At 63.2% G+C, this 17,384-nt stretch carries 15 protein-coding genes and 1 tRNA gene; 4 read left to right on the top strand and 12 right to left on the bottom strand.

Annotated features, from left to right (window positions below):
- Positions 1–19: 19 nt before the first annotated feature.
- Together DVS29_RS25330 and DVS29_RS25325 are read right to left on the bottom strand one after the other, a co-directional pair.
- Positions 20–1,117, bottom strand: a complete 1,098-nt coding sequence (locus tag DVS29_RS25330; protein ID WP_118183269.1) for a LysR family transcriptional regulator — start codon at positions 1,115–1,117, stop codon at positions 20–22.
- Between the two features lie 343 nt (positions 1,118–1,460).
- A complete protein-coding gene (locus DVS29_RS25325) occupies positions 1,461–3,356 on the bottom strand; it encodes a phosphoenolpyruvate carboxykinase (GTP) (protein WP_118183268.1) in 1,896 nt (631 codons plus the stop codon).
- 377 nt (positions 3,357–3,733) lie between these two features.
- Here DVS29_RS25325 and DVS29_RS25320 point away from each other — a divergent pair, with 377 nt between their 5' ends.
- Positions 3,734–4,759, top strand: coding sequence for a D-2-hydroxyacid dehydrogenase family protein (locus DVS29_RS25320; protein ID WP_118183267.1), 1,026 nt, complete (start codon positions 3,734–3,736; stop codon positions 4,757–4,759).
- 21 nt (positions 4,760–4,780) lie between these two features.
- Here the strand turns inward: DVS29_RS25320 and DVS29_RS25315 are convergent, their stop codons facing one another.
- Positions 4,781–5,647, bottom strand: coding sequence for a patatin-like phospholipase family protein (locus DVS29_RS25315; protein WP_118183266.1), 867 nt, complete (start codon positions 5,645–5,647; stop codon positions 4,781–4,783).
- A gap of 56 nt (positions 5,648–5,703) precedes the next feature.
- A complete protein-coding gene (locus DVS29_RS25310) occupies positions 5,704–6,108 on the bottom strand; it encodes a PaaI family thioesterase (protein ID WP_118183265.1) in 405 nt (134 codons plus the stop codon).
- Positions 6,109–6,346: 238 nt separating this feature from the next.
- Between DVS29_RS25310 and DVS29_RS25305 the strand changes: the two genes are divergently transcribed.
- Positions 6,347–6,422, top strand: a tRNA-Lys gene (locus DVS29_RS25305).
- Between the two features lie 76 nt (positions 6,423–6,498).
- On the opposite strand, the gene DVS29_RS25300 is transcribed toward DVS29_RS25305, so the two are convergent.
- The 6 genes from DVS29_RS25300 to DVS29_RS25275 all read right to left on the bottom strand — a co-directional run bounded on the left by DVS29_RS25300 (position 6,499) and on the right by DVS29_RS25275 (position 12,594).
- A complete protein-coding gene (locus DVS29_RS25300) occupies positions 6,499–6,993 on the bottom strand; it encodes a PIN domain-containing protein (RefSeq protein WP_118183264.1) in 495 nt (164 codons plus the stop codon).
- Positions 6,980–7,726, bottom strand: coding sequence for a hypothetical protein (locus tag DVS29_RS25295; RefSeq protein ID WP_118183263.1), 747 nt, complete (start codon positions 7,724–7,726; stop codon positions 6,980–6,982). Before DVS29_RS25295 ends, DVS29_RS25300 begins: the two co-directional genes overlap by 14 nt.
- A gap of 851 nt (positions 7,727–8,577) precedes the next feature.
- Entirely contained in the window at positions 8,578–9,435 is an 858-nt protein-coding gene (locus DVS29_RS25290) for a class I SAM-dependent methyltransferase (protein ID WP_118183262.1), read from the bottom strand.
- A 127-nt stretch (positions 9,436–9,562) separates the two neighbouring features.
- Positions 9,563–10,717: a pyridoxal phosphate-dependent aminotransferase gene (locus tag DVS29_RS25285; protein ID WP_118183261.1), complete on the bottom strand. Its 1,155-nt coding sequence runs from the start codon at positions 10,715–10,717 to the stop codon at positions 9,563–9,565.
- A gap of 258 nt (positions 10,718–10,975) precedes the next feature.
- Positions 10,976–12,385: an ATP-dependent RNA helicase DbpA gene (gene dbpA / locus DVS29_RS25280; protein WP_118183260.1), complete on the bottom strand. Its 1,410-nt coding sequence runs from the start codon at positions 12,383–12,385 to the stop codon at positions 10,976–10,978.
- A 23-nt stretch (positions 12,386–12,408) separates the two neighbouring features.
- Positions 12,409–12,594 (bottom strand): hypothetical protein, encoded by a 186-nt coding sequence (locus DVS29_RS25275; RefSeq protein ID WP_118183259.1) that lies wholly within the window; start codon positions 12,592–12,594, stop codon positions 12,409–12,411.
- 328 nt (positions 12,595–12,922) lie between these two features.
- Between DVS29_RS25275 and adh the strand changes: the two genes are divergently transcribed.
- Positions 12,923–14,443: an aldehyde dehydrogenase gene (gene adh, locus DVS29_RS25270; protein WP_118183258.1), complete on the top strand. Its 1,521-nt coding sequence runs from the start codon at positions 12,923–12,925 to the stop codon at positions 14,441–14,443.
- A gap of 138 nt (positions 14,444–14,581) precedes the next feature.
- Entirely contained in the window at positions 14,582–14,977 is a 396-nt protein-coding gene (locus DVS29_RS25265) for a DUF779 domain-containing protein (protein WP_118183257.1), read from the top strand.
- A 39-nt stretch (positions 14,978–15,016) separates the two neighbouring features.
- Here the strand turns inward: DVS29_RS25265 and eutC are convergent, their stop codons facing one another.
- Both eutC and DVS29_RS25255 read right to left on the bottom strand, forming a co-directional pair.
- Positions 15,017–15,796: an ethanolamine ammonia-lyase subunit EutC gene (gene eutC, locus DVS29_RS25260; protein ID WP_118183256.1), complete on the bottom strand. Its 780-nt coding sequence runs from the start codon at positions 15,794–15,796 to the stop codon at positions 15,017–15,019.
- Positions 15,793–17,184, bottom strand: a complete 1,392-nt coding sequence (locus DVS29_RS25255) for an ethanolamine ammonia-lyase subunit EutB (RefSeq protein ID WP_118183316.1) — start codon at positions 17,182–17,184, stop codon at positions 15,793–15,795. The genes eutC and DVS29_RS25255 overlap by 4 nt, the downstream gene beginning before the upstream one ends.
- Between the last annotated feature and the right edge of the window lie 200 nt (positions 17,185–17,384).

Genomic DNA, 17,384 nt, shown 5'->3' with positions numbered 1-17,384 from the left:
ACGACTCGCAATCAACTCATCACAACGGCGACAACGCGGACGCCCGCGAAGGCCGCTGGCCCGTCTTCGCCGGCACACTCGGCGAACGCTCGGCATCCAGCAGGCTCGACAGCGGCTCGGCGCCATCGAACGCCTCAGGTGCGAACGTCGCCGCCTCGCGTGCGACCGCGTGCGCCGCGCGCGGCTGCGGACTGTCCTTCACCCATTGCTCGCCGAGCTGGCTGTTCGGCGTCTGGCTGAAGTGCTCGACAAGGTGATCGATGAACGTGCGCACCTTCGCCGGCAGATGCCGGCGGCTCGGGTACGCGATGTTGATCTCGACCTGTGGCAGCCGGTAGTCGCCGAGCAGGCGCACGAGGCGACCACGCGTCATGTCGCGGCCGATCAGATAGCTCGGCAGGATGGCGACACCCATGCCGAGCAGCGCGAACTGACGCAGCATCTCGGTATTGTTCGCGACGATCACGTTCGACGGCCGCACGCGCACCTCGCCTTCCGGCCCGGTGAAAACGCGCTCGTCGCCCCAGTACTCCGACGGCAGGCTCAGGCACGGATGCTCGAGCAGCTGCTCCGGACGCGTCGGCGTGCCGTGCTTCTCGAGATATGCGGGTGTCGCGCACACCGTCATGCAGCCCGTCGTGAGGCGCCGCGTCACGATGCTCGCGCTACGCATCTGGCGCGCGATCACCACGCCGACGTCGAAACCTTCCTCGACGAGATCCACCTGACGGTCGACCAGCGTCACGTCCGGAATCACCTTCGGATAGCGCTCCGCATAGGTCTGGAGCACCGGCGCGAGATTGTGCAGGCCGAACACCACCGGCGCGACGATGCGCAGCGTGCCGACCGGCTCGTGATTGCGCGCCACCACCATCTGCTCAACGTCTTCGAGCTCATCGAGAATCTGGCGGGCGCGTTCGAGATACACCTGACCGGATTCGGTCAGCGAGAGACTGCGGGTCGTGCGATTGAGCAGCCGCGTGCCGAGCCGGCCCTCGAGGTCGGCGACGTGACGGGTCGCGACCGCGTTCGAAATATCCATCGCGCTGGCTGCGCGAGCAAAACTGCCGAGGTCCGCCACCCTGACGAACACGCGCATCGACTGCAAATGATCCATGGACAACTCCTGCCGTGTTGCAGCTCCGGTTTCAAACGTCGGAGCGAATTTCAGAATTCTCCTACGACAACGGAAAACGTGCAGAAGTTGCCTAAGAAGACGCGAATTTCATCGAAATTCATGCGCCTATATGCGATAGCGAGTCAGTCCCTTTCTAATTGTTCCGCGCATCGCAACAATATGCTGCACTGCAATCAAATTAGCGTGGATCTGCCAACAGAATCCGCGAATTCCGCCCGGTTCTTTCCTCGCCGATTACAGTGCCGGACTAACAATCGGTAATACGAAACAAAAAGAAAAGCCGCCCGGAGGCGGCCTTTTGTCGCATGCGAGCGCTTACTTGCTATGCGGCGAGGCGTCCCGTCAGCTGGTCGCGGGTGTCGTGCAGCGCCTGCGGCAAGCCCTGCTGCAACGTGTCAAACAGCTGACCGTGCAGGGACAGCTCTTCGCGCCACGCCGCTTCGTCGACGGAGATCACGTCCGCGAACTGCGCGCGGGTGAAGGTGAGACCGGTCCAGTCGAGGTCCTCGTACCGCGGCGACAGGCCGAACGCGTGCTGCTCGCCGCCCGCCGTGCCTTCGATGCGGCCCACCATCCAGCACAGCACGCGCATGTTCTCGCCAAAGCCCGGCCACACGAAACGGCCCTGCGCGTCCTTGCGGAACCAGTTCACGCAGAAGATCTTCGGCACGCGCGCCTGCAGGTCGCCGAGCCGCGCGCCGACCTTCAGCCAGTGCTGGAAGTAGTCGCTCATGTTGTAGCCGCAGAACGGCAGCATCGCGAACGGATCGCGGCGCACCACGCCCTGCTTGCCGGCCGCGGCGGCGGTGGTCTCCGAGCCCATCGTCGCGGCCATGTACACGCCCTCGGTCCAGTTGCGCGCCTCGGTGACGAGCGGCACCGTGGTCGAGCGCCGGCCGCCGAAGATGAACGCGTCGATCGGCACGCCGGCCGGGTTCTCCCAGTCCGCGTCGATCGAAGGACATTGCGACGCCGGCGCCGTGAAGCGCGCGTTCGGGTGCGCGGCCTTGCGGCCGCTCTCCTTCGCGATCTCCGGCGTCCAGTCCTGCCCCTGCCAGTCGATCAGGTGCGCGGGCGCCTCGTCGGTCATGCCTTCCCACCAGACGTCGCCGTCATCGGTCAGCGCGACATTGGTGAAGAGCACGTTTTCCTTCAGCGTGGCCATCGCGTTGGAGTTGGTCTTTTCGCTCGTGCCGGGCGCGACGCCGAAGTAGCCCGCCTCCGGATTGATCGCGTAGAGACGGCCGTCCTTGCCCGGCTTGATCCACGCGATGTCGTCGCCGATCGTCGAAATCTTCCAGCCGTTGAGCGACTCCGGCGGAATCAGCATCGCGAAGTTGGTCTTGCCGCACGCCGACGGGAACGCCGCAGCGACGTGGTGCTTGCGCCCTTCCGGCGACGTCACGCCGAGAATCAGCATGTGCTCGGCGAGCCAGCCTTCGTCGCGGCCCATCGTCGATGCGATGCGCAGCGCGAAGCACTTCTTGCCGAGCAGCGCGTTGCCGCCGTAGCCGGAACCGTAGCTCCAGATCGCGCGCGCTTCAGGGAAATGCACGATGTACTTCGTGTCGTTGCACGGCCACGGCACGTCCTGCTCGCCCGCGGCAAGCGGCGCGCCGACGGAGTGGACGCACGGCACGAATTCGCCGTCTTCACCGAGCACGTCGTACACCTTGCGGCCCATGCGCGTCATGATCCGCATGTTGACGACCACGTACGGGCTATCGCTCAGTTCGACGCCGATATGCGCGATCGGCGAGCCGAGCGGGCCCATCGAAAACGGCACGACGTACATCGTGCGGCCGCGCATCGAGCCTTCGAAGAGGCCGTCGAGTGTCGCGCGCATTTCGGCCGGCTCCATCCAGTTGTTGGTGGGGCCGGCGTTTTCGCGACGCTCGGAGCAGATGAAGGTGCGGTCCTCGACCCGCGCGACATCGGAAGGCGCCGAGCAGGCGAGATAGGAGTTGGGGCGTTTCGCGGGGTTGAGGCGTTTCAGCGTTCCGGCGTCGACCATCTGTTGGCACAGGCGGTCGTTTTCCTCCTGCGAGCCATCGCACCAGACGATGCGATCGGGCTTCGTCAGCGCGGCGACGCGCTGCACCCAGTCGATCAGTTTTCGGTGTTTGACCCAGGCCGGCGCATTGACGGGCGTGTCGGACGTAGCGGGCACGTCGTTGTCGTTGGCCGCAATCTGGCTGTTGAATGCGGGATGGTTCATCGAGCTGTCTCCGTTTTTGATTGCATGAAAGAAAACGGTTCAAGCCCAGCGACACGCCGCTTGGCGAGAGGCGCGATCGCGAGATGGCTGGCCAGTTGCTCAGCACACCATCTCACGACCTTGCATGTCGTGGTGGGCCATCAGCCTGTTGCCGCGGCGACTGCAACCGTCTGTAAAGCGGCTTGCGCCAAGATGCAACAAACTGTTAAAACGTTGCCAAACTGGCCCGCTCGTCGTGTTGCCGTGCATTGCAGCAACCTGTTTTCCAGAGCGGACACCCATGCACTGTCAGCGTGTGTCGGTCACTTAATGGGACCACCACCGTATCACTCCGTTCCGCACCCGTTCGGTGCGGTGTGTCGCACACCCAAAACGCCATGAAGATTGCCATCCTCGACGACTACCAGGACGCCGTCCGCAAACTCGACTGCTTTCAATTACTCGCCGACCATGAGGTCAAGGTCTTCAACAACACCGTGCGCGGACTCGGTCAGCTGGCCAGCCGGCTGTCGGAAGTCGAAGCGCTCGTCCTGATTCGCGAACGTACCCGCATCAACTCGCAACTGCTCGACAAGTTGCCGCATCTGCGCATGATCAGCCAGACCGGCAAGGTTTCGAGCCACATCGACCTCGCCGCCTGTACCGAGCGCGGCATCGCCGTGCTGGAAGGCACCGGTTCGCCTTATGCGCCCGCTGAACTGACCTGGGCACTCATCATGGCCGCGCAGCGGCGCATTCCGCAATACGTAGCTAACCTGAAGCAAGGAGCGTGGCAGCAGTCCGGTTTGAAGACGTCAGCCCTGCCACCAAACTTCGGCCTCGGCCAGGTGCTGCGCGGACAGACGCTCGGCATCTGGGGCTACGGCAAGATTGGCCGGCTCGTTGCAAGTTATGGCAAGGCGTTCGGGATGAACGTGATCGTCTGGGGACGCGAGCATTCGCTGATCGCCGCCCGCGACGACGGCTATGCCGCAGCCGAAAGCCGCGAGGCGCTGTTCGAGCAGAGCGACGTGCTGTCGCTGCATCTGCGTCTGCACGACGACACGCGCGGCATCGTCAAATACGACGACCTGATGCGCATGAAGCCGACCGCGCTGTTCGTCAACACGAGCCGCGCGGAGCTGCTGGAAGACAACGCGCTGGTGAATGCGCTGGCGCGCAACCGGCCCGGCATGGTCGCGATCGACGTCTACGAAAGCGAACCGATCCTGCAGGGCTACAGCCTGCTGCGGATGGAGAACGTGATCTGCACGCCGCACATCGGCTATGTGGAGCGCGAGAGCTACGAGCTGTATTTCAGCGCGGCGTTCCGCAATATCCTCGCGTTCGATGGCGGGGATACGTCGAGCGTCGCGAATCCCGATGCGCTGCAGGGCGGCCGTAGGCGCTGGGAGCGCAACTAAGGCGCCTGCGTGGCGCTTCCGCTATTCGTTCGTCGCGGCTTCCATGATCGCGGGCATGCGCTCAAGGAAGCGCTCGCCGTCCTCGCGGCCCAGGTTGTACGCGTGCTGCATCTGCGACGGGCTCGTGTAGTCCCAGCTCGAGATCGGCACCTTGCTCGACGGTTGCACGTAGAGCCGCTGCTGGTTCTCGTGGGACACGACGAACGTCTGCGGCCGTGGATAAAGCCGCGTCACCATCACGAGCACGAGACCGGGCGTCGGATCGAGACCGCCGACCGGCACGTTGTCGACCATCCCGCCATCGAGCACCGGACGACCGTTGCGGCGCAGCACCGGCGTGAACGGCGGCGTGCAGGACGATTGCAGGATCAGATCCGCGAGGTCTTCGACGGTCGCGCAGTCCTGCGCTTTCACGAACTCGGGATGAAAGCCGAGCGTCTGACCGAGCGTCGGGTGAAGCGTCTTGCGGATGTACTTTTCGATGTTGTACGCGACGAGACCCGCGGCGACCGCGCTACGCGCGCCGAGCCAGCGCGGCAGATGCGACACGCCGATGCGGATTTCGGGCGCGTCCGCGAGCTGCGTGAATTTCGCGCCGTAGATGTCGCGCAGCGCCTGGCGATAGATCTTGTAGTGCGGAAACACCGATTCGCCGCGCAGCAGGTTGCCCCAGTACGCGTTCTTCCGGTTGTGACGCAGCGCTTCCTCGTAGTAGCGCATGACCCAGTCGGCATCGCGCGTGTAGAGCATGCACGCGGTCGCCGCGCCGGCCGAGATGCCGACGATCAGACGCGGCCGGATCTTCAGTTCCGGCTGCACGACATCCCAGAATCCCGCCTGCCACCAGCAGCGATTGCCGCCGCCTGCGAATACGACCTGATCGAACATCGAAGCGCTTTTCCTCTACCTCTGCTGTCGAATGACGTTGCGCCTTTAGGTTGGCGTCATTCGAGCAGCGCGTAAGTGGTGGTGGCGTGGACGGCCATGCGGCCGTCCTCGTCGAACAGCTCGACTTCGCCGAACACGAGATTGCGGCCCATCCGCAGCACGCGGGCGGTGATCGTCACATCGCCCTTGCGGACCGCGCGCATGAAGCTGATGTTGAGCGAAACCGTCGTCATCGGCTTGAAGCCGCCGAGCGCCGCCGCGATCGCGACGATCATCGCGGTGTCCGCCGCGGCCATGAACACCTGGCCGCAGATCACGCCGCCGCTGTGGCGCAGTTCGCCCGAAAAGGGCAGGCGCATGGTGGCGCTTTCCTCGTCGGCGGAGACGGCGGTGAGCCCCAGCGACCTGACCCACGGCGCCAGCACCCGGTCGAGCAGTTCACGGATTGCGTTGTCGTCCATCGTGGCCCCCGGTTTAGCGAACGTGCCGCGCGGGGCGACGCGTCTGGCATCTGGCGTCGGTCGCGCGGCGGACTTGCTGCGCGTCATCATACCGGGGAGGCTGGCGGCTGGTTGCAACTGAACGGTAGGTTGGGGCTTCGGCTGAAGCCCGTAGCACCGGGCACGCTAAATATTTATAAGAAAATGGAGAAGGGGACTAGACAAGGTCAACAATCTCCCGCATAATTTGCAGTCTGTTGGGGCGTTAGCTCAGTTGGTAGAGCAGCGGACTCTTAATCCGTAGGTCGAGTGTTCGAGTCACTCACGCCCCACCAACAGGATTCATCGAAAAAGCCCGGTCATTGCGATCGGGCTTTTTGTCTTCCGGGTTCAGTGTAGGCGGCATCCACCTTACTGGGGCGCCTCAAAATCAAGCTTGTTCTGCTTGGGCTTCAGTTGGATTTCGCTCGTTCTGACCACGATCATTCCTAGCCTATTAGCTTCGGCAATTAGATTGTCGTCTTCGCTGTAGATCGCCGCCACACTGTGCACGCGTGCGATTGCTAAGATTTGGCGGTCAACCTTAATCTTTTGCCAGTTGGCCTTGGACGCCCCTTTTTTTCCGCCCTTCGCCCGAGTTGTCTGATCAATGGCGGCCAACTCAGTCGCCGCCACTTCATCGAACGGCAGAATCCGGATCGCGCTGCGCTTCTTCAGTACTTGAATCACGCCGGACGTACCCAAACCGGTACCGCAAAGGAACTCCGCCCATGCGGGTGCAGGAACCCCAATGACTGTCTTGGTCGCAATGAGGTCCTGGATTAATCCAGAAATCCGCTCGAAAGTTTCGTCGTTCTCGTTGCCGGTCGATAGTGAGATGAGTACGTTCGCGTCAAAGACTATCATCCACGCCCCGTATTTTTTTCCATGCCGCAACGGGGTCGTCGACCTCAGTCCAAGCGTTGTTTTTCACGGCGCGGAGCGCTTCGATTACTTCATCCAGTCCAGCTTCATCGACCACCTCGAATGACTGGATAATCAACGATTCCAATTCCCAAGTTCCACCGCTCGTCCTACTCCACTTCCCATTCCCCGAAAGGCGCAACGTTTCGGCCAAAAAGTGGCGCGACAGATCCTTCGCCTGAGCGACACCCCGGATCTCACAATTGAGCACCTTACCTTCAATATCACGGACGGTAACCGGGATTGTCTCGTCGCGGCCGCCGATCCGTATCACCACTCCGTCAACCGTGGTCGGCTGGAAAATAGTGATAGGGTCGACGACCGGCAACTTTCGGCCGGGAAACTCGAGGATCTTTGCCTTGCCGCTACGTGTGATCGTACCGACAGCATTGTCTGCCCTCAAAAGCCGGTCGATTGATCGAAAGGCTTTTTGGGCCTCTGGATCAGGATCGCCAGTTTTGACACTCTGCAGGCGTTGAAAGACCTTTGGGAACGCAGGCTCCTCGATCGCCACCTGCACAATCGCACTTCCCTTGCGTAGCTTTTCAAAATGTACCGAGTCGTCGTTTCCGTACAGAACGGACAAATGCGCAAGGTACTGCGCCAGCCTCGCCATGGGCAGCGTATCGGGGGTGAAGCTGTCAATTCGGAAGCTTAGGCGTTCTCGGGGGTCCATTTTCTGCACATCGCGGCTGGGACGATCATCGTCTGTCACTTGGATCTTAGCAGGGCGCCTAAATCAAGCCCACCTTTTTAACGGCTTACAGTTTCAAAGGATCGCAACGGGAAACTACCTGCCACGACCACCTCCCTTTGAAAACCAATCTCTTCTGACTGGCGAACCAGCGCACATCACGGTGTGCGTCTCGTGTGCGCCACGCGTACACCAGACAGCGAGAGCACGACTCGCGGCCGACATACCGCTGATCCTCAACCCGATGAGAGTGGATTGCTGACCCGAAGGGGGCGATAGCCGCCCTTCCAATTCATCCACGCGCCGCGTTAGCGCTTCGATCTGCTCAGCCTGACGGTAGTTTTCAGCCTCGGACGCGACCAGGTATCCAATCAAATCTTCGCGCGTGTAGTCCTTCGGAAAAATGCGCCGCTGCGATTGAGCGGGCTTAACGTCCTGACATTTGCTCATTGCGTGCTCACCTCAATCAGAGCGCCCGCAAATAGGGTGAGCGGGCACAGTGGCGAGGTTGGAAGACCGGACGCAACACCAAAACCGGCGAGCCCGAAAGCTCCCCCGCCAAGGCCCGCCCATTGACGAAAGTCGTAGACGTGCGATGACAGCCGCACACCCTTGCGGGCGTGCGGGGTGTAGCGTAGCGGGCTTCCAAACCCGGCCGCCGTTGTGTCGGCGGCGACGCTCAATGTATCGCACGGGGTGAACGCGATCAACGATCTGACCGCTAGTATCAGCCCATTCCGCAAGCACTTTCAGAACGGCCACAAAATCTCGGGACATCGGCATACCACCGCATTCGTCAGCGATCCTATGCGAATCGCTCGTCGCCCCAAACCCTACGTCCCCGCCACCAAAAACTCCTCCCCACTAGCCGGCCTTAGCCCATCACTCCGCCCACTGAAGTAGCGAGCAGCAAGCCCCGCCCCCGACACATGCCCCGCATCATTGAACCCAGCTTCACGAACCAGTTCGAGCATCTCCGAAGGCGAAAAGAAGCTGACAAATGGCGTCCCCGCGGCCTTCGCGCGTTCATACACCATCTGATGCTGCGCACGGTCGTCGGCATCGACGAGTTCCAGCGGCAACAGGAACGTCATCGCGAACATCGACCCACGTGCCAAGTCGGCAATCTGTTGCAACGTCGTGAGATTCGCTTCGCGCGAGAGGTACATCGACACCCCGGTCGACACCACCACCGCCGGCTTCTCGGCATCGAAACCCGCGTCGATCAATTGCTCCCACCACGACTCGCCCGCTTCGAAATCGACGGGCACGAGATGCAGCCAGTCCGGCACACCATAGCCGCATTCGATCAACCGTTGCCGCTTCCACGCTTGCGCGCGAGGCTGGTCCACTTCGAACACGTGCATACGCGACGCAATATCGGACCTGCGCTGAGCGAACGTGTCGAGCCCCGCGCCGAGAATCACGTACTGGGTCACACCAGCATCCGCCTGCTCGATCACCAGGTCTTCGATAAAGCGCGCACGACTCACGATCGCCGCCCGATAGCCACGCGTGCCTTCCGGATGCATATCCGGCCGATCACGCCAGCTTGGGTCCGGCGCGATCAACTGCAAACCCACCGTGTCGTCGAGCACATGCGGCGCCGCATCCACCTGAACGTGCAACGCACGCCACAATGCGACGCGTACGGCTGTGCTATCCGGTGCCGCGCTCTCTCTGTCATCCATGACGCTCTCCTCTTTGACGATCGCGAAGAAGGGTTGTCGGTCACGACAGTGTAGCGGTCAAGCGGCCGGGCTTGCGGTCACCAGCTCGTAGAGGAAGACGAGCCGCGCCAGACAAGCAGCGATCAGATCACACCGAGCACAACCGCCGCGCACCTTCGATCAACGTGTCATCGTCCTTCGCGAAGCTGAGGCGAATCAACCCGGAATCCGTGGCATCGGTATAGAACGCGGACAGAGGAATCGTCGCGACCTGGAAATCGCGAATCAAGCGCAGCACGAAATCGCTATCGCGTTCATCGGAGAAGTGTTTGTAGCGCGCGAGCATGAAGAAGGTGCCTTCGCTCGGCAGCAGCTCGAAGCGAGAACCGCTCAGCGCCTGCGCCAGCAGATCGCGCTTGCGCTGATAGAACGCCGCCAGCCCGAGATAAGTCTGCGGCTCGGCGAGCATATCGACGAACGCCTGCTGCATTGGCGTATCCGCAGAAAACACCATGAACTGATGGACCTTGCGGATCTCGTCCATCAGCACCGCGGGCGCGAGGCAGTAACCGACGCGCCAGCCGGTTACATGAAACGTCTTGCCGAACGACGACACGATCACGCTGCGCTCCGCCAGTTCGCGATAGCGCGCCACGCTGTGGTGAGGCGCACCGTCGAACACGACGTGCTCGTACACCTCGTCCGAAAGAATCACGATGCCGGTATCGCGCGTGACCGCCTTCAGCCGCTCGATGTCCGCATCGCCGAATACGGTCGCGGTCGGATTGTGCGGCGTGTTGATGATCATCATCCGCGTGCGCGGCGTGATCTTCGCGGCGACTTCATCCCAGTCGACCCGAAAATCCACCGGCGACAGCTTGATCGCCACCGGCGTTGCGCCCTGCAGACGAACGATCGGCGCATAGCTGTCGAACGACGGCTCGAAGTAGATCACCTCGTCGCCCGGATGCACGAGCGCGCTGATCGTCGCATACAGGCCTTCGCTCGCGCTCGCGATCACGGTCACTTCGCGTTCGGGGTCGTAGCGCTCGCCATACAGACGTTCGACTTTCTGGGCGAGCGCGTCGCGCAGCGTGCCGACGCCCGCCATCGGCGCGTACTGGTTGTGACCGGCGCGCATCGCGCGGTCCACGTCATCGACCAGCTTCGGGTCCGGCTGGAAATTCGGCGCGCCCTGCGACAGGTTCAGCGCATCGTGTTCGGCGGCCAGCTGGCCAATGACGGTGAAGATCGTGGTGCCGACATCCGGCAATTTCGAGCGGGCGGGAATCGCGCTCTGCATGAGGCTGTCTCCATCGGGTTCGGGACGCCCGCCAGCCGGCACCGATCGATCGAGACGATCAGCAAACCCCGGCGGCAATCCGGCATCCTGTCCGCCCGATTAGGCGCCTATCCGCCCGACGCGACAAGCGAAACGTCGTCATGCCGAGCATGCAATTTCATCATGCGCGCAATCAGCCAGCGTGTGCTGCCTGATTAAAGCGCATGCAGCAACGACATGCAGGCGACCAACACGGCATGCAACGCGTCGACGATCTGCTCACTCATCCATCAACCTCACTTTCACTTTCTTGCCCTTGAGCTTGCCCGCGTTGAGCTTGCGCAGCGCGTCGCGCGCGATGCTTCGCTCCACCGCGACGTAGGTCGAAAAATCCGTCACGTTGATCTTGCCGATCTGCGCCGCGCTGAAACCCGCGTCGCCGGTCAGCGCACCGAGCACGTCGCCGGGGCGAATCTTCTCCTTGCGGCCGCCCAGAATCTGCAGCGTTTCCATCGGTGGCAACAGGGGTTCGTGGCGCTCGGCCTGCAGTTGCGCGAGCGGTTCCCATTCGACGTCGCGCCCCAGCGCCTGCTCGATCGCGCCGACGCGCCCCATCTCGTCCATGCTCGCGAGCGTGAGCGCCCAGCCATCCTGATCCGCGCGCCCGGTGCGGCCGATGCGATGCACGTGCACCTCCGGGTCCGGCGTTACGTCGACATTGATCACCGCTTCGAGCTGCGCGATATCGAGCCCGCGCGCGGCCACATCGGTTGCGACCAGCACCGAGCAGCTGCGGTTCGCGAACTGGATCAGCACCTGATCGCGCTCGCGCTGGTCGAGCTCGCCGTGCAGCGCGAGCGCGTGCACACCCTCGGCGCGCAGCACGTCGAGCAGATCGCGGCATTGCTGCTTCGTGTTGCAGAACGCGAGCGTGCTCACCGGCCGGTAGTGATTCAGCAGCAGGCCGACCGCATGCAGGCGCTGCGTTTCCGTCACTTCATAAAAACGCTGACGGATCTTGCTCGCGTCATGCTGCTCTTCCAGTTTTACGTCCTTCGGGTTCCGAAGGAATTGCTGGCTCAGTTTGCGGATGCCATCGGGATAGGTCGCCGAGAACAGCAGCGTCAGGCGCTCGGCCGGACATTGGCGCGCCACCACCGCGATGTCGTCGTAAAAGCCCATGTCGAGCATGCGGTCCGCTTCGTCGAGCACCAGCGTATTCAGCGCATCGAGCGCGAGGCTGCCGCGCTCCAGGTGATCCATGATGCGTCCCGGCGTGCCGACGACGATATGCGCGCCGTGCTCGAGGCTCGCGGTCTGCGGACGCATCGGCGTGCCGCCGCACAGCGTCAGCACCTTGATGTTCTCTTCGGCGCGCGCGAGCCGGCGGATTTCCTGCGTGACCTGATCGGCGAGTTCGCGCGTCGGGCACAGCACCATCGCCTGCACGGCGAAGCGCGGCACGTCGAGGCGCGAGAGCAGCGCGAGCGAAAACGCCGCGGTCTTGCCGCTGCCCGTCTTCGCCTGCGCAATCAGGTCCTGGCCCGCGAGCGCAATCGGCAGGCTTGCCGCCTGGATCGGCGTCATCTGGTGGTAACCGAGCTGCGTGAGGTTCGCGAGCATCGCCGGCGAAAGCGGCAACTGGCTGAACGGCGCGCCGGCTTCGGCGTTGGGTGCGGGTGCTGGCATGTCGGTGGGTGTCGGTAAATGCGTCAGATGAACGGGCGGCCTTCGATCTGCTCGTAGAGCACATTACCCTCTTCGTCATCGAAGCGCTCGACGTAGTTCCGCGCGCCGCACATCGGGCAGCGGAACAGCAGGCCCTGCCCTTCGTTCTTGATCTTGACGTCCGCGAGCTCCCATTGCTGGCCGCAGGACTGGTTTCTGCACGTAAACATATCGGTTCTCCGGAACGGCCCGGCTCAGCGACGCTGAGCCGGAAACGAGGAGCGGATTGTACCCGGGCGCCGCGGGCCCGAGGTCGCCCCGGTGCGCAGCGTTCATTGTGCATCGAATCGCTCGGCGCGCATGTTCAGTTTATGAACAACGCCGTGCGATGTGTTCAGCGTGACCTGTTCCATCCCGCCACACCCCTCGCCGCAATGCCCGCCTGCATTCACGGCCCATCACGCATACGCGGCCATTGGCATGGTTCTGGCGTTAGCCGCTTCCGGCCGACGCATCATCGCGCCGCACACAGTCGAGACAAACATGAGGAGCACTTCGATGAATCACGCAGACATGCAGTTCCTGACGACCGAGTTCCCGTACAAGAAGCAATACGCGAACTTCATCGGCGGCGAATGGGTGGCGCCCGCTGGCGGCGAGTATTTCGACAACATCTCGCCGATCACGGGCGAACCGTTCACGTCGATTCCGCGTTCGCGCGAAGCGGACATCGAACTCGCGCTCGATGCCGCCCACCGCGCGAAAACATCATGGGGCAGAACGTCCGTGACGGATCGCGCGAACATCCTGAACCGCATCGCGGACCGGATGGAAGCGAACCTGCAACGCCTCGCGGTGGCCGAGACGATCGACAACGGCAAGCCGCTGCGCGAGACGATGGCAGCGGACATCCCGCTCGCGATCGATCACTTCCGCTACTTCGCCGGCGCGATTCGCGCGCAGGAAGGCTCGCTCTCCGAGATCGATCACGACACGGTCGCGTATCACTTCCATGAGCCGCTCGGCGTGGTCGGCCAGATCATTCCGTGGAATTTCCCGATCCTGATGGCGGCGTGGAAACTCGCACCCGCGCTCGCGGCCGGCAACTGCGTGGTCATGAAGCCGGCGGAGCAAACGCCTGCTTCGCTGCTGGTGCTGGTCGAACTGATTCAGGACCTGCTGCCGAAGGGCGTGCTGAATGTGGTCAACGGCTTCGGTCTCGAAGCGGGCAAACCGCTCGCATCGAACAAGCGCATCTCGAAGATCGCGTTCACTGGCGAAACGACGACTGGCCGCCTGATCATGCAGTACGCGAGCCAGAACCTGATTCCGGTCACGCTCGAACTGGGCGGCAAGAGCCCGAACATTTTCTTCGCGGACGTGCTGGACCGCGACGACGACTTCTTCGACAAGGCGCTCGAAGGCTTCGCGATGTTCGCGCTGAATCAGGGCGAAGTGTGCACGTGTCCGTCGCGCGTGCTGATCGACGAGAAGATCTACGATCGCTTCATGGAGCGCGCGGTCAAGCGCGTGCAGAGCATCCAGCAGGGTCACCCGCTCGACACGAAAACGATGATCGGCGCGCAGGCCTCGCAGGAGCAGCTCGAAAAGATCCTGTCGTATATCGATCTCGGCAGGCAGGAGGGCGCACAGTGCCTGACGGGCGGCGAACGCACCGCGTTGAGTGGCGAGCTCAGCAAAGGCTACTACGTGAAGCCGACCGTGTTCCGCGGCCACAACAAGATGCGCATCTTCCAGGAAGAGATCTTCGGGCCGGTGGTGTCGGTTACGACGTTCCGCACCGAAGAGGAAGCGCTCGAGATCGCGAACGACACACTCTATGGCCTCGGCGCCGGCGTGTGGACGCGCGACGGCACGCGTGCATATCGCTTCGGCCGCGAGATCCAGGCGGGCCGCGTGTGGACCAACTGCTATCACGCGTATCCGGCGCATGCGGCGTTCGGTGGCTACAAGCAGTCGGGTATCGGCCGCGAAAACCATCGCAAGATGCTCGACCACTATCAGCAGACGAAGAACCTGCTGGTCAGCTATAGCCCGAAGGCGTTGGGCTTCTTCTGACGACGCGCGGCGTTTTTTGCACCGTGCATGAACTCGCAGCGGGCTCGCTACGCCCGCTGCGAGCCTGCGCATGCAAGTGCACTTGCCGGATCGCCTGAAATGATAATGATCGAATCGCCACAGCGGAGGAATCACGCCATGGCAGAACAACACGCTGTAGAACGCGTCGTCGCGACGCCCGCCGCCACCGATCTGATCGAGCGGCTGAAGGCCGAGCATGGCGCGATCCTGTTTCATCAATCAGGCGGATGCTGCGACGGCAGCGCGCCGATGTGTTTTCCAGTGGCCGAATTCATGGTCGGCTCATCGGACGTGAAGCTCGGCTCGCTGTCAGGCGTGCCGTTCTACATGAGTGAATCGCAGTTCGAATACTGGCAGCACACGCAGCTGATCATCGACGCAGTACCGGGCAACGGCGGCATGTTTTCACTGGAACGGCCCACAGGTCTGCGTTTTCTCACGCGCTCGCGTCTGTATGACGATGCGGAGAATGCGTGGCTCGAAGCGCATCCGGTGGAACGGGTGGATGCATGATTCGCTGCACGCCTCGGCGCCGCATCGCATTTCCTGTCGTCATTCACTCAATGCGGAGGGCGGCGCGCCGCCAGCAAGCAGCGCGTCGCTGTCGTCTTTCAGGCCGACGCCGGTCAGTCCCAGTCGCCGGCCGTTGGTGAGCAGGTAGTGCAGCTTGTGCGCGGCGAACGGAAAGTCGAGCCCCTCGGGCCGCACGTTCGAAATGCAGTTGCGCTGCGCGTCGTTGCAGCCGGCCTTCGGCGCATAGGTGAGATAGACGCCCAGGCTGTCCGGCGAACTGAGGCCCGGCCGCTCGCCGATCAGCATCACGACGAACCGCGCATTCAGTGCTTCGCCGATCTCGTCGCCCAGTGCGACGCGGCTCTGTCGCGCGACGACGATCGGACCCACGCGCCAGTCCGCGAGCTTTGGCAGCACGGCGCGCAATAGCGGCAACGCCTGGCGCGACGCCGCGAACGCCGACAGTCCATCGGCGATCACGAATACCACATCCGGCGAGGGCTCCGTCGCGGCTTGAATCAGCGCGGCACGGCTCTCGTCCGACAGTCGACGCCCAAGATCAGGTCTACGCAGATAGTGATCGCGGTCGGGCGCGGCGCTGTGTACGTCGAGCGTTGCGAAGCCTTCGGCGCGCAATTGCGCATGCAGCGCATCGACGTCGAGCGGCTGATGAACCGCGTCGCGCGCCTGCGCATGCGAGAGGTTGAACGCGAGCAGCGGCTCCGTCGGCAGCGAACTGCCGGCACGGCCCAGCGCGATGCGCGCGTTCGTGAACTGGCGCAGCCCCTGCCATGCGTTCTTTTCGACGGCGTCGCTCATGCGGCCCCCATCCATTGCTGCGCGCCTTCGAGCAACGGCTGACCTGGGCTCTTCAGCAGCGCGCCGCGCGCATCGGCGATCTGCATTGCTTCGAGCCAAGTCTCGAACTCGGGCGCGCGCCGCAGGCCGAGCACGTCGCGCACATACAGCGCGTCGTGAAAGGACGTGCTCTGGTAGTTCAGCATCACGTCGTCGGCACCGGGCACGCCCATGATGAAGTTGATGCCCGCCACGCCGAGCAGCGTCAGCAGATTGTCCATGTCGTCCTGATCCGCTTCCGCGTGATTCGTATAACAGATGTCACAGCCCATCGGCACGCCGAGCAGCTTGCCGCAGAAGTGATCCTCAAGCCCCGCGCGAATGATCTGCTTGCCGTCGTACAGATACTCCGGCCCGATGAAGCCGACCACGGTGTTGGTCAGCAGCGGACTGTAGCGCCGCGCCACCGCATACGCGCGCACTTCGCAGGTCTGCTGGTCGACGCCATGATGCGCGTTCGCAGACAGCGCGCTGCCCTGCCCGGTCTCAAAGTACATCACGTTATCGCCGACGGTACCGCGCGCAAGCGACTGCGCCGCGTCGTGCGCCTCCTGCAGCAGCGAAAGCGAAATGCCGAAGGCCGTGTTCGCCTGCTCGGTGCCCGCGATCGACTGAAACACGAGATCCACGGGCGCGCCCTTGTCGATCGCGGTGATCGTGTTGGTGACGTGCGTGAGTACGCACGACTGCGTCGGCACGTCGTAGCGCTGCCGGAACTCGTCGATCATGCGCAGCAGCGTCGTGATCGCAGCGAGACTGTCGGACGCGGGATTGATGCCGATCACCGCGTCGCCGCAGCCGTACATCAGGCCATCGAGCATCGATGCGGCGATGCCTTTGACGTCGTCGGTCGGGTGATTCGGCTGCAGGCGCACCGACATGTGCCCCGGCAAGCCGATCGTGTTGCGAAAGCGCGTGACCACCGGGCGCTTGCGCGCCACCGCGATCAGATCCTGATTGCGCATCAGCTTCGACACCGCCGCCACCATCTCCGGCGTGAGACCGAGCGTGATGCGGGTGAGCGCATCGGTATCCGTCGACGTGGCGAGCAGCCAGTTGCGGAAATCGCCGACGGTCAGATGCGAGATGCGCGCGAATGCCTCGGGCGAGTGCTCGTCGATGATGGCGCGGGTAATTTCGTCGTGCTCGTACGGCACGAGTGCTTCATTGAGGAAGGTGCGCAGCGGCACCTGGGCGAGCGCCATCTTCGCGGCCACGCGCTCTTCTTCGCTCGCGGCCGCGATGCCCGCCAGCTGATCGCCGGAACGCAGCGGGCTCGCCTTCGCCATCAGCGTCTTCAGATCGGCGAAACGGTAGGTACGGCTGCAGATCGTCTCCGTGTAGCTCATGTCGGTTGCTCCGGGGCGGCGGGCCGCGCTCGCCGCTTCGCGACGACGCACGCCCATGACTCGGTCACGATAGCGCCAAACGCGGAGATCGTCACGATGGCCGCGCGGCACGGCGCGCCGTTCGTCGAAGGCGAACGGGCGTCGTCGTGCGATGGTAGCGGACCAATATTCCGGAGGGGGCGGCGGAGGATGCGCCGCGG

The sequence above is a fragment of the Paraburkholderia phosphatilytica genome (assembly GCF_003443895.1).
GTDB lineage: Bacteria > Pseudomonadota > Gammaproteobacteria > Burkholderiales > Burkholderiaceae > Paraburkholderia > Paraburkholderia phosphatilytica.
The sequence above is the reverse complement of the archived record's forward strand: the minus strand, read 5'-3'. Positions and strand labels throughout refer to the sequence as shown.

Coding starts and splice junctions, on each gene's coding strand:
- DVS29_RS25310 (WP_118183265.1), bottom strand. CDS start 6,108: ATGGACGACAACGCAATCCGTGAACTGCTCGACCGGGTGCTGGCGCCG.
- DVS29_RS25320 (WP_118183267.1), top strand. CDS start 3,734: ATGAAGATTGCCATCCTCGACGACTACCAGGACGCCGTCCGCAAACTC.
- DVS29_RS25285 (WP_118183261.1), bottom strand. CDS start 10,717: ATGCAGAGCGCGATTCCCGCCCGCTCGAAATTGCCGGATGTCGGCACC.
- dbpA (WP_118183260.1), bottom strand. CDS start 12,385: ATGCCAGCACCCGCACCCAACGCCGAAGCCGGCGCGCCGTTCAGCCAG.
- DVS29_RS25255 (WP_118183316.1), bottom strand. CDS start 17,184: ATGAGCTACACGGAGACGATCTGCAGCCGTACCTACCGTTTCGCCGAT.
- DVS29_RS25290 (WP_118183262.1), bottom strand. CDS start 9,435: ATGGATGACAGAGAGAGCGCGGCACCGGATAGCACAGCCGTACGCGTC.
- DVS29_RS25325 (WP_118183268.1), bottom strand. CDS start 3,356: ATGAACCATCCCGCATTCAACAGCCAGATTGCGGCCAACGACAACGAC.
- DVS29_RS25295 (WP_118183263.1), bottom strand. CDS start 7,726: ATGGACCCCCGAGAACGCCTAAGCTTCCGAATTGACAGCTTCACCCCC.
- DVS29_RS25265 (WP_118183257.1), top strand. CDS start 14,582: ATGGCAGAACAACACGCTGTAGAACGCGTCGTCGCGACGCCCGCCGCC.
- adh (WP_118183258.1), top strand. CDS start 12,923: ATGAATCACGCAGACATGCAGTTCCTGACGACCGAGTTCCCGTACAAG.
- DVS29_RS25300 (WP_118183264.1), bottom strand. CDS start 6,993: ATGATAGTCTTTGACGCGAACGTACTCATCTCACTATCGACCGGCAAC.
- eutC (WP_118183256.1), bottom strand. CDS start 15,796: ATGAGCGACGCCGTCGAAAAGAACGCATGGCAGGGGCTGCGCCAGTTC.
- DVS29_RS25330 (WP_118183269.1), bottom strand. CDS start 1,117: ATGGATCATTTGCAGTCGATGCGCGTGTTCGTCAGGGTGGCGGACCTC.
- DVS29_RS25275 (WP_118183259.1), bottom strand. CDS start 12,594: ATGTTTACGTGCAGAAACCAGTCCTGCGGCCAGCAATGGGAGCTCGCG.
- DVS29_RS25315 (WP_118183266.1), bottom strand. CDS start 5,647: ATGTTCGATCAGGTCGTATTCGCAGGCGGCGGCAATCGCTGCTGGTGG.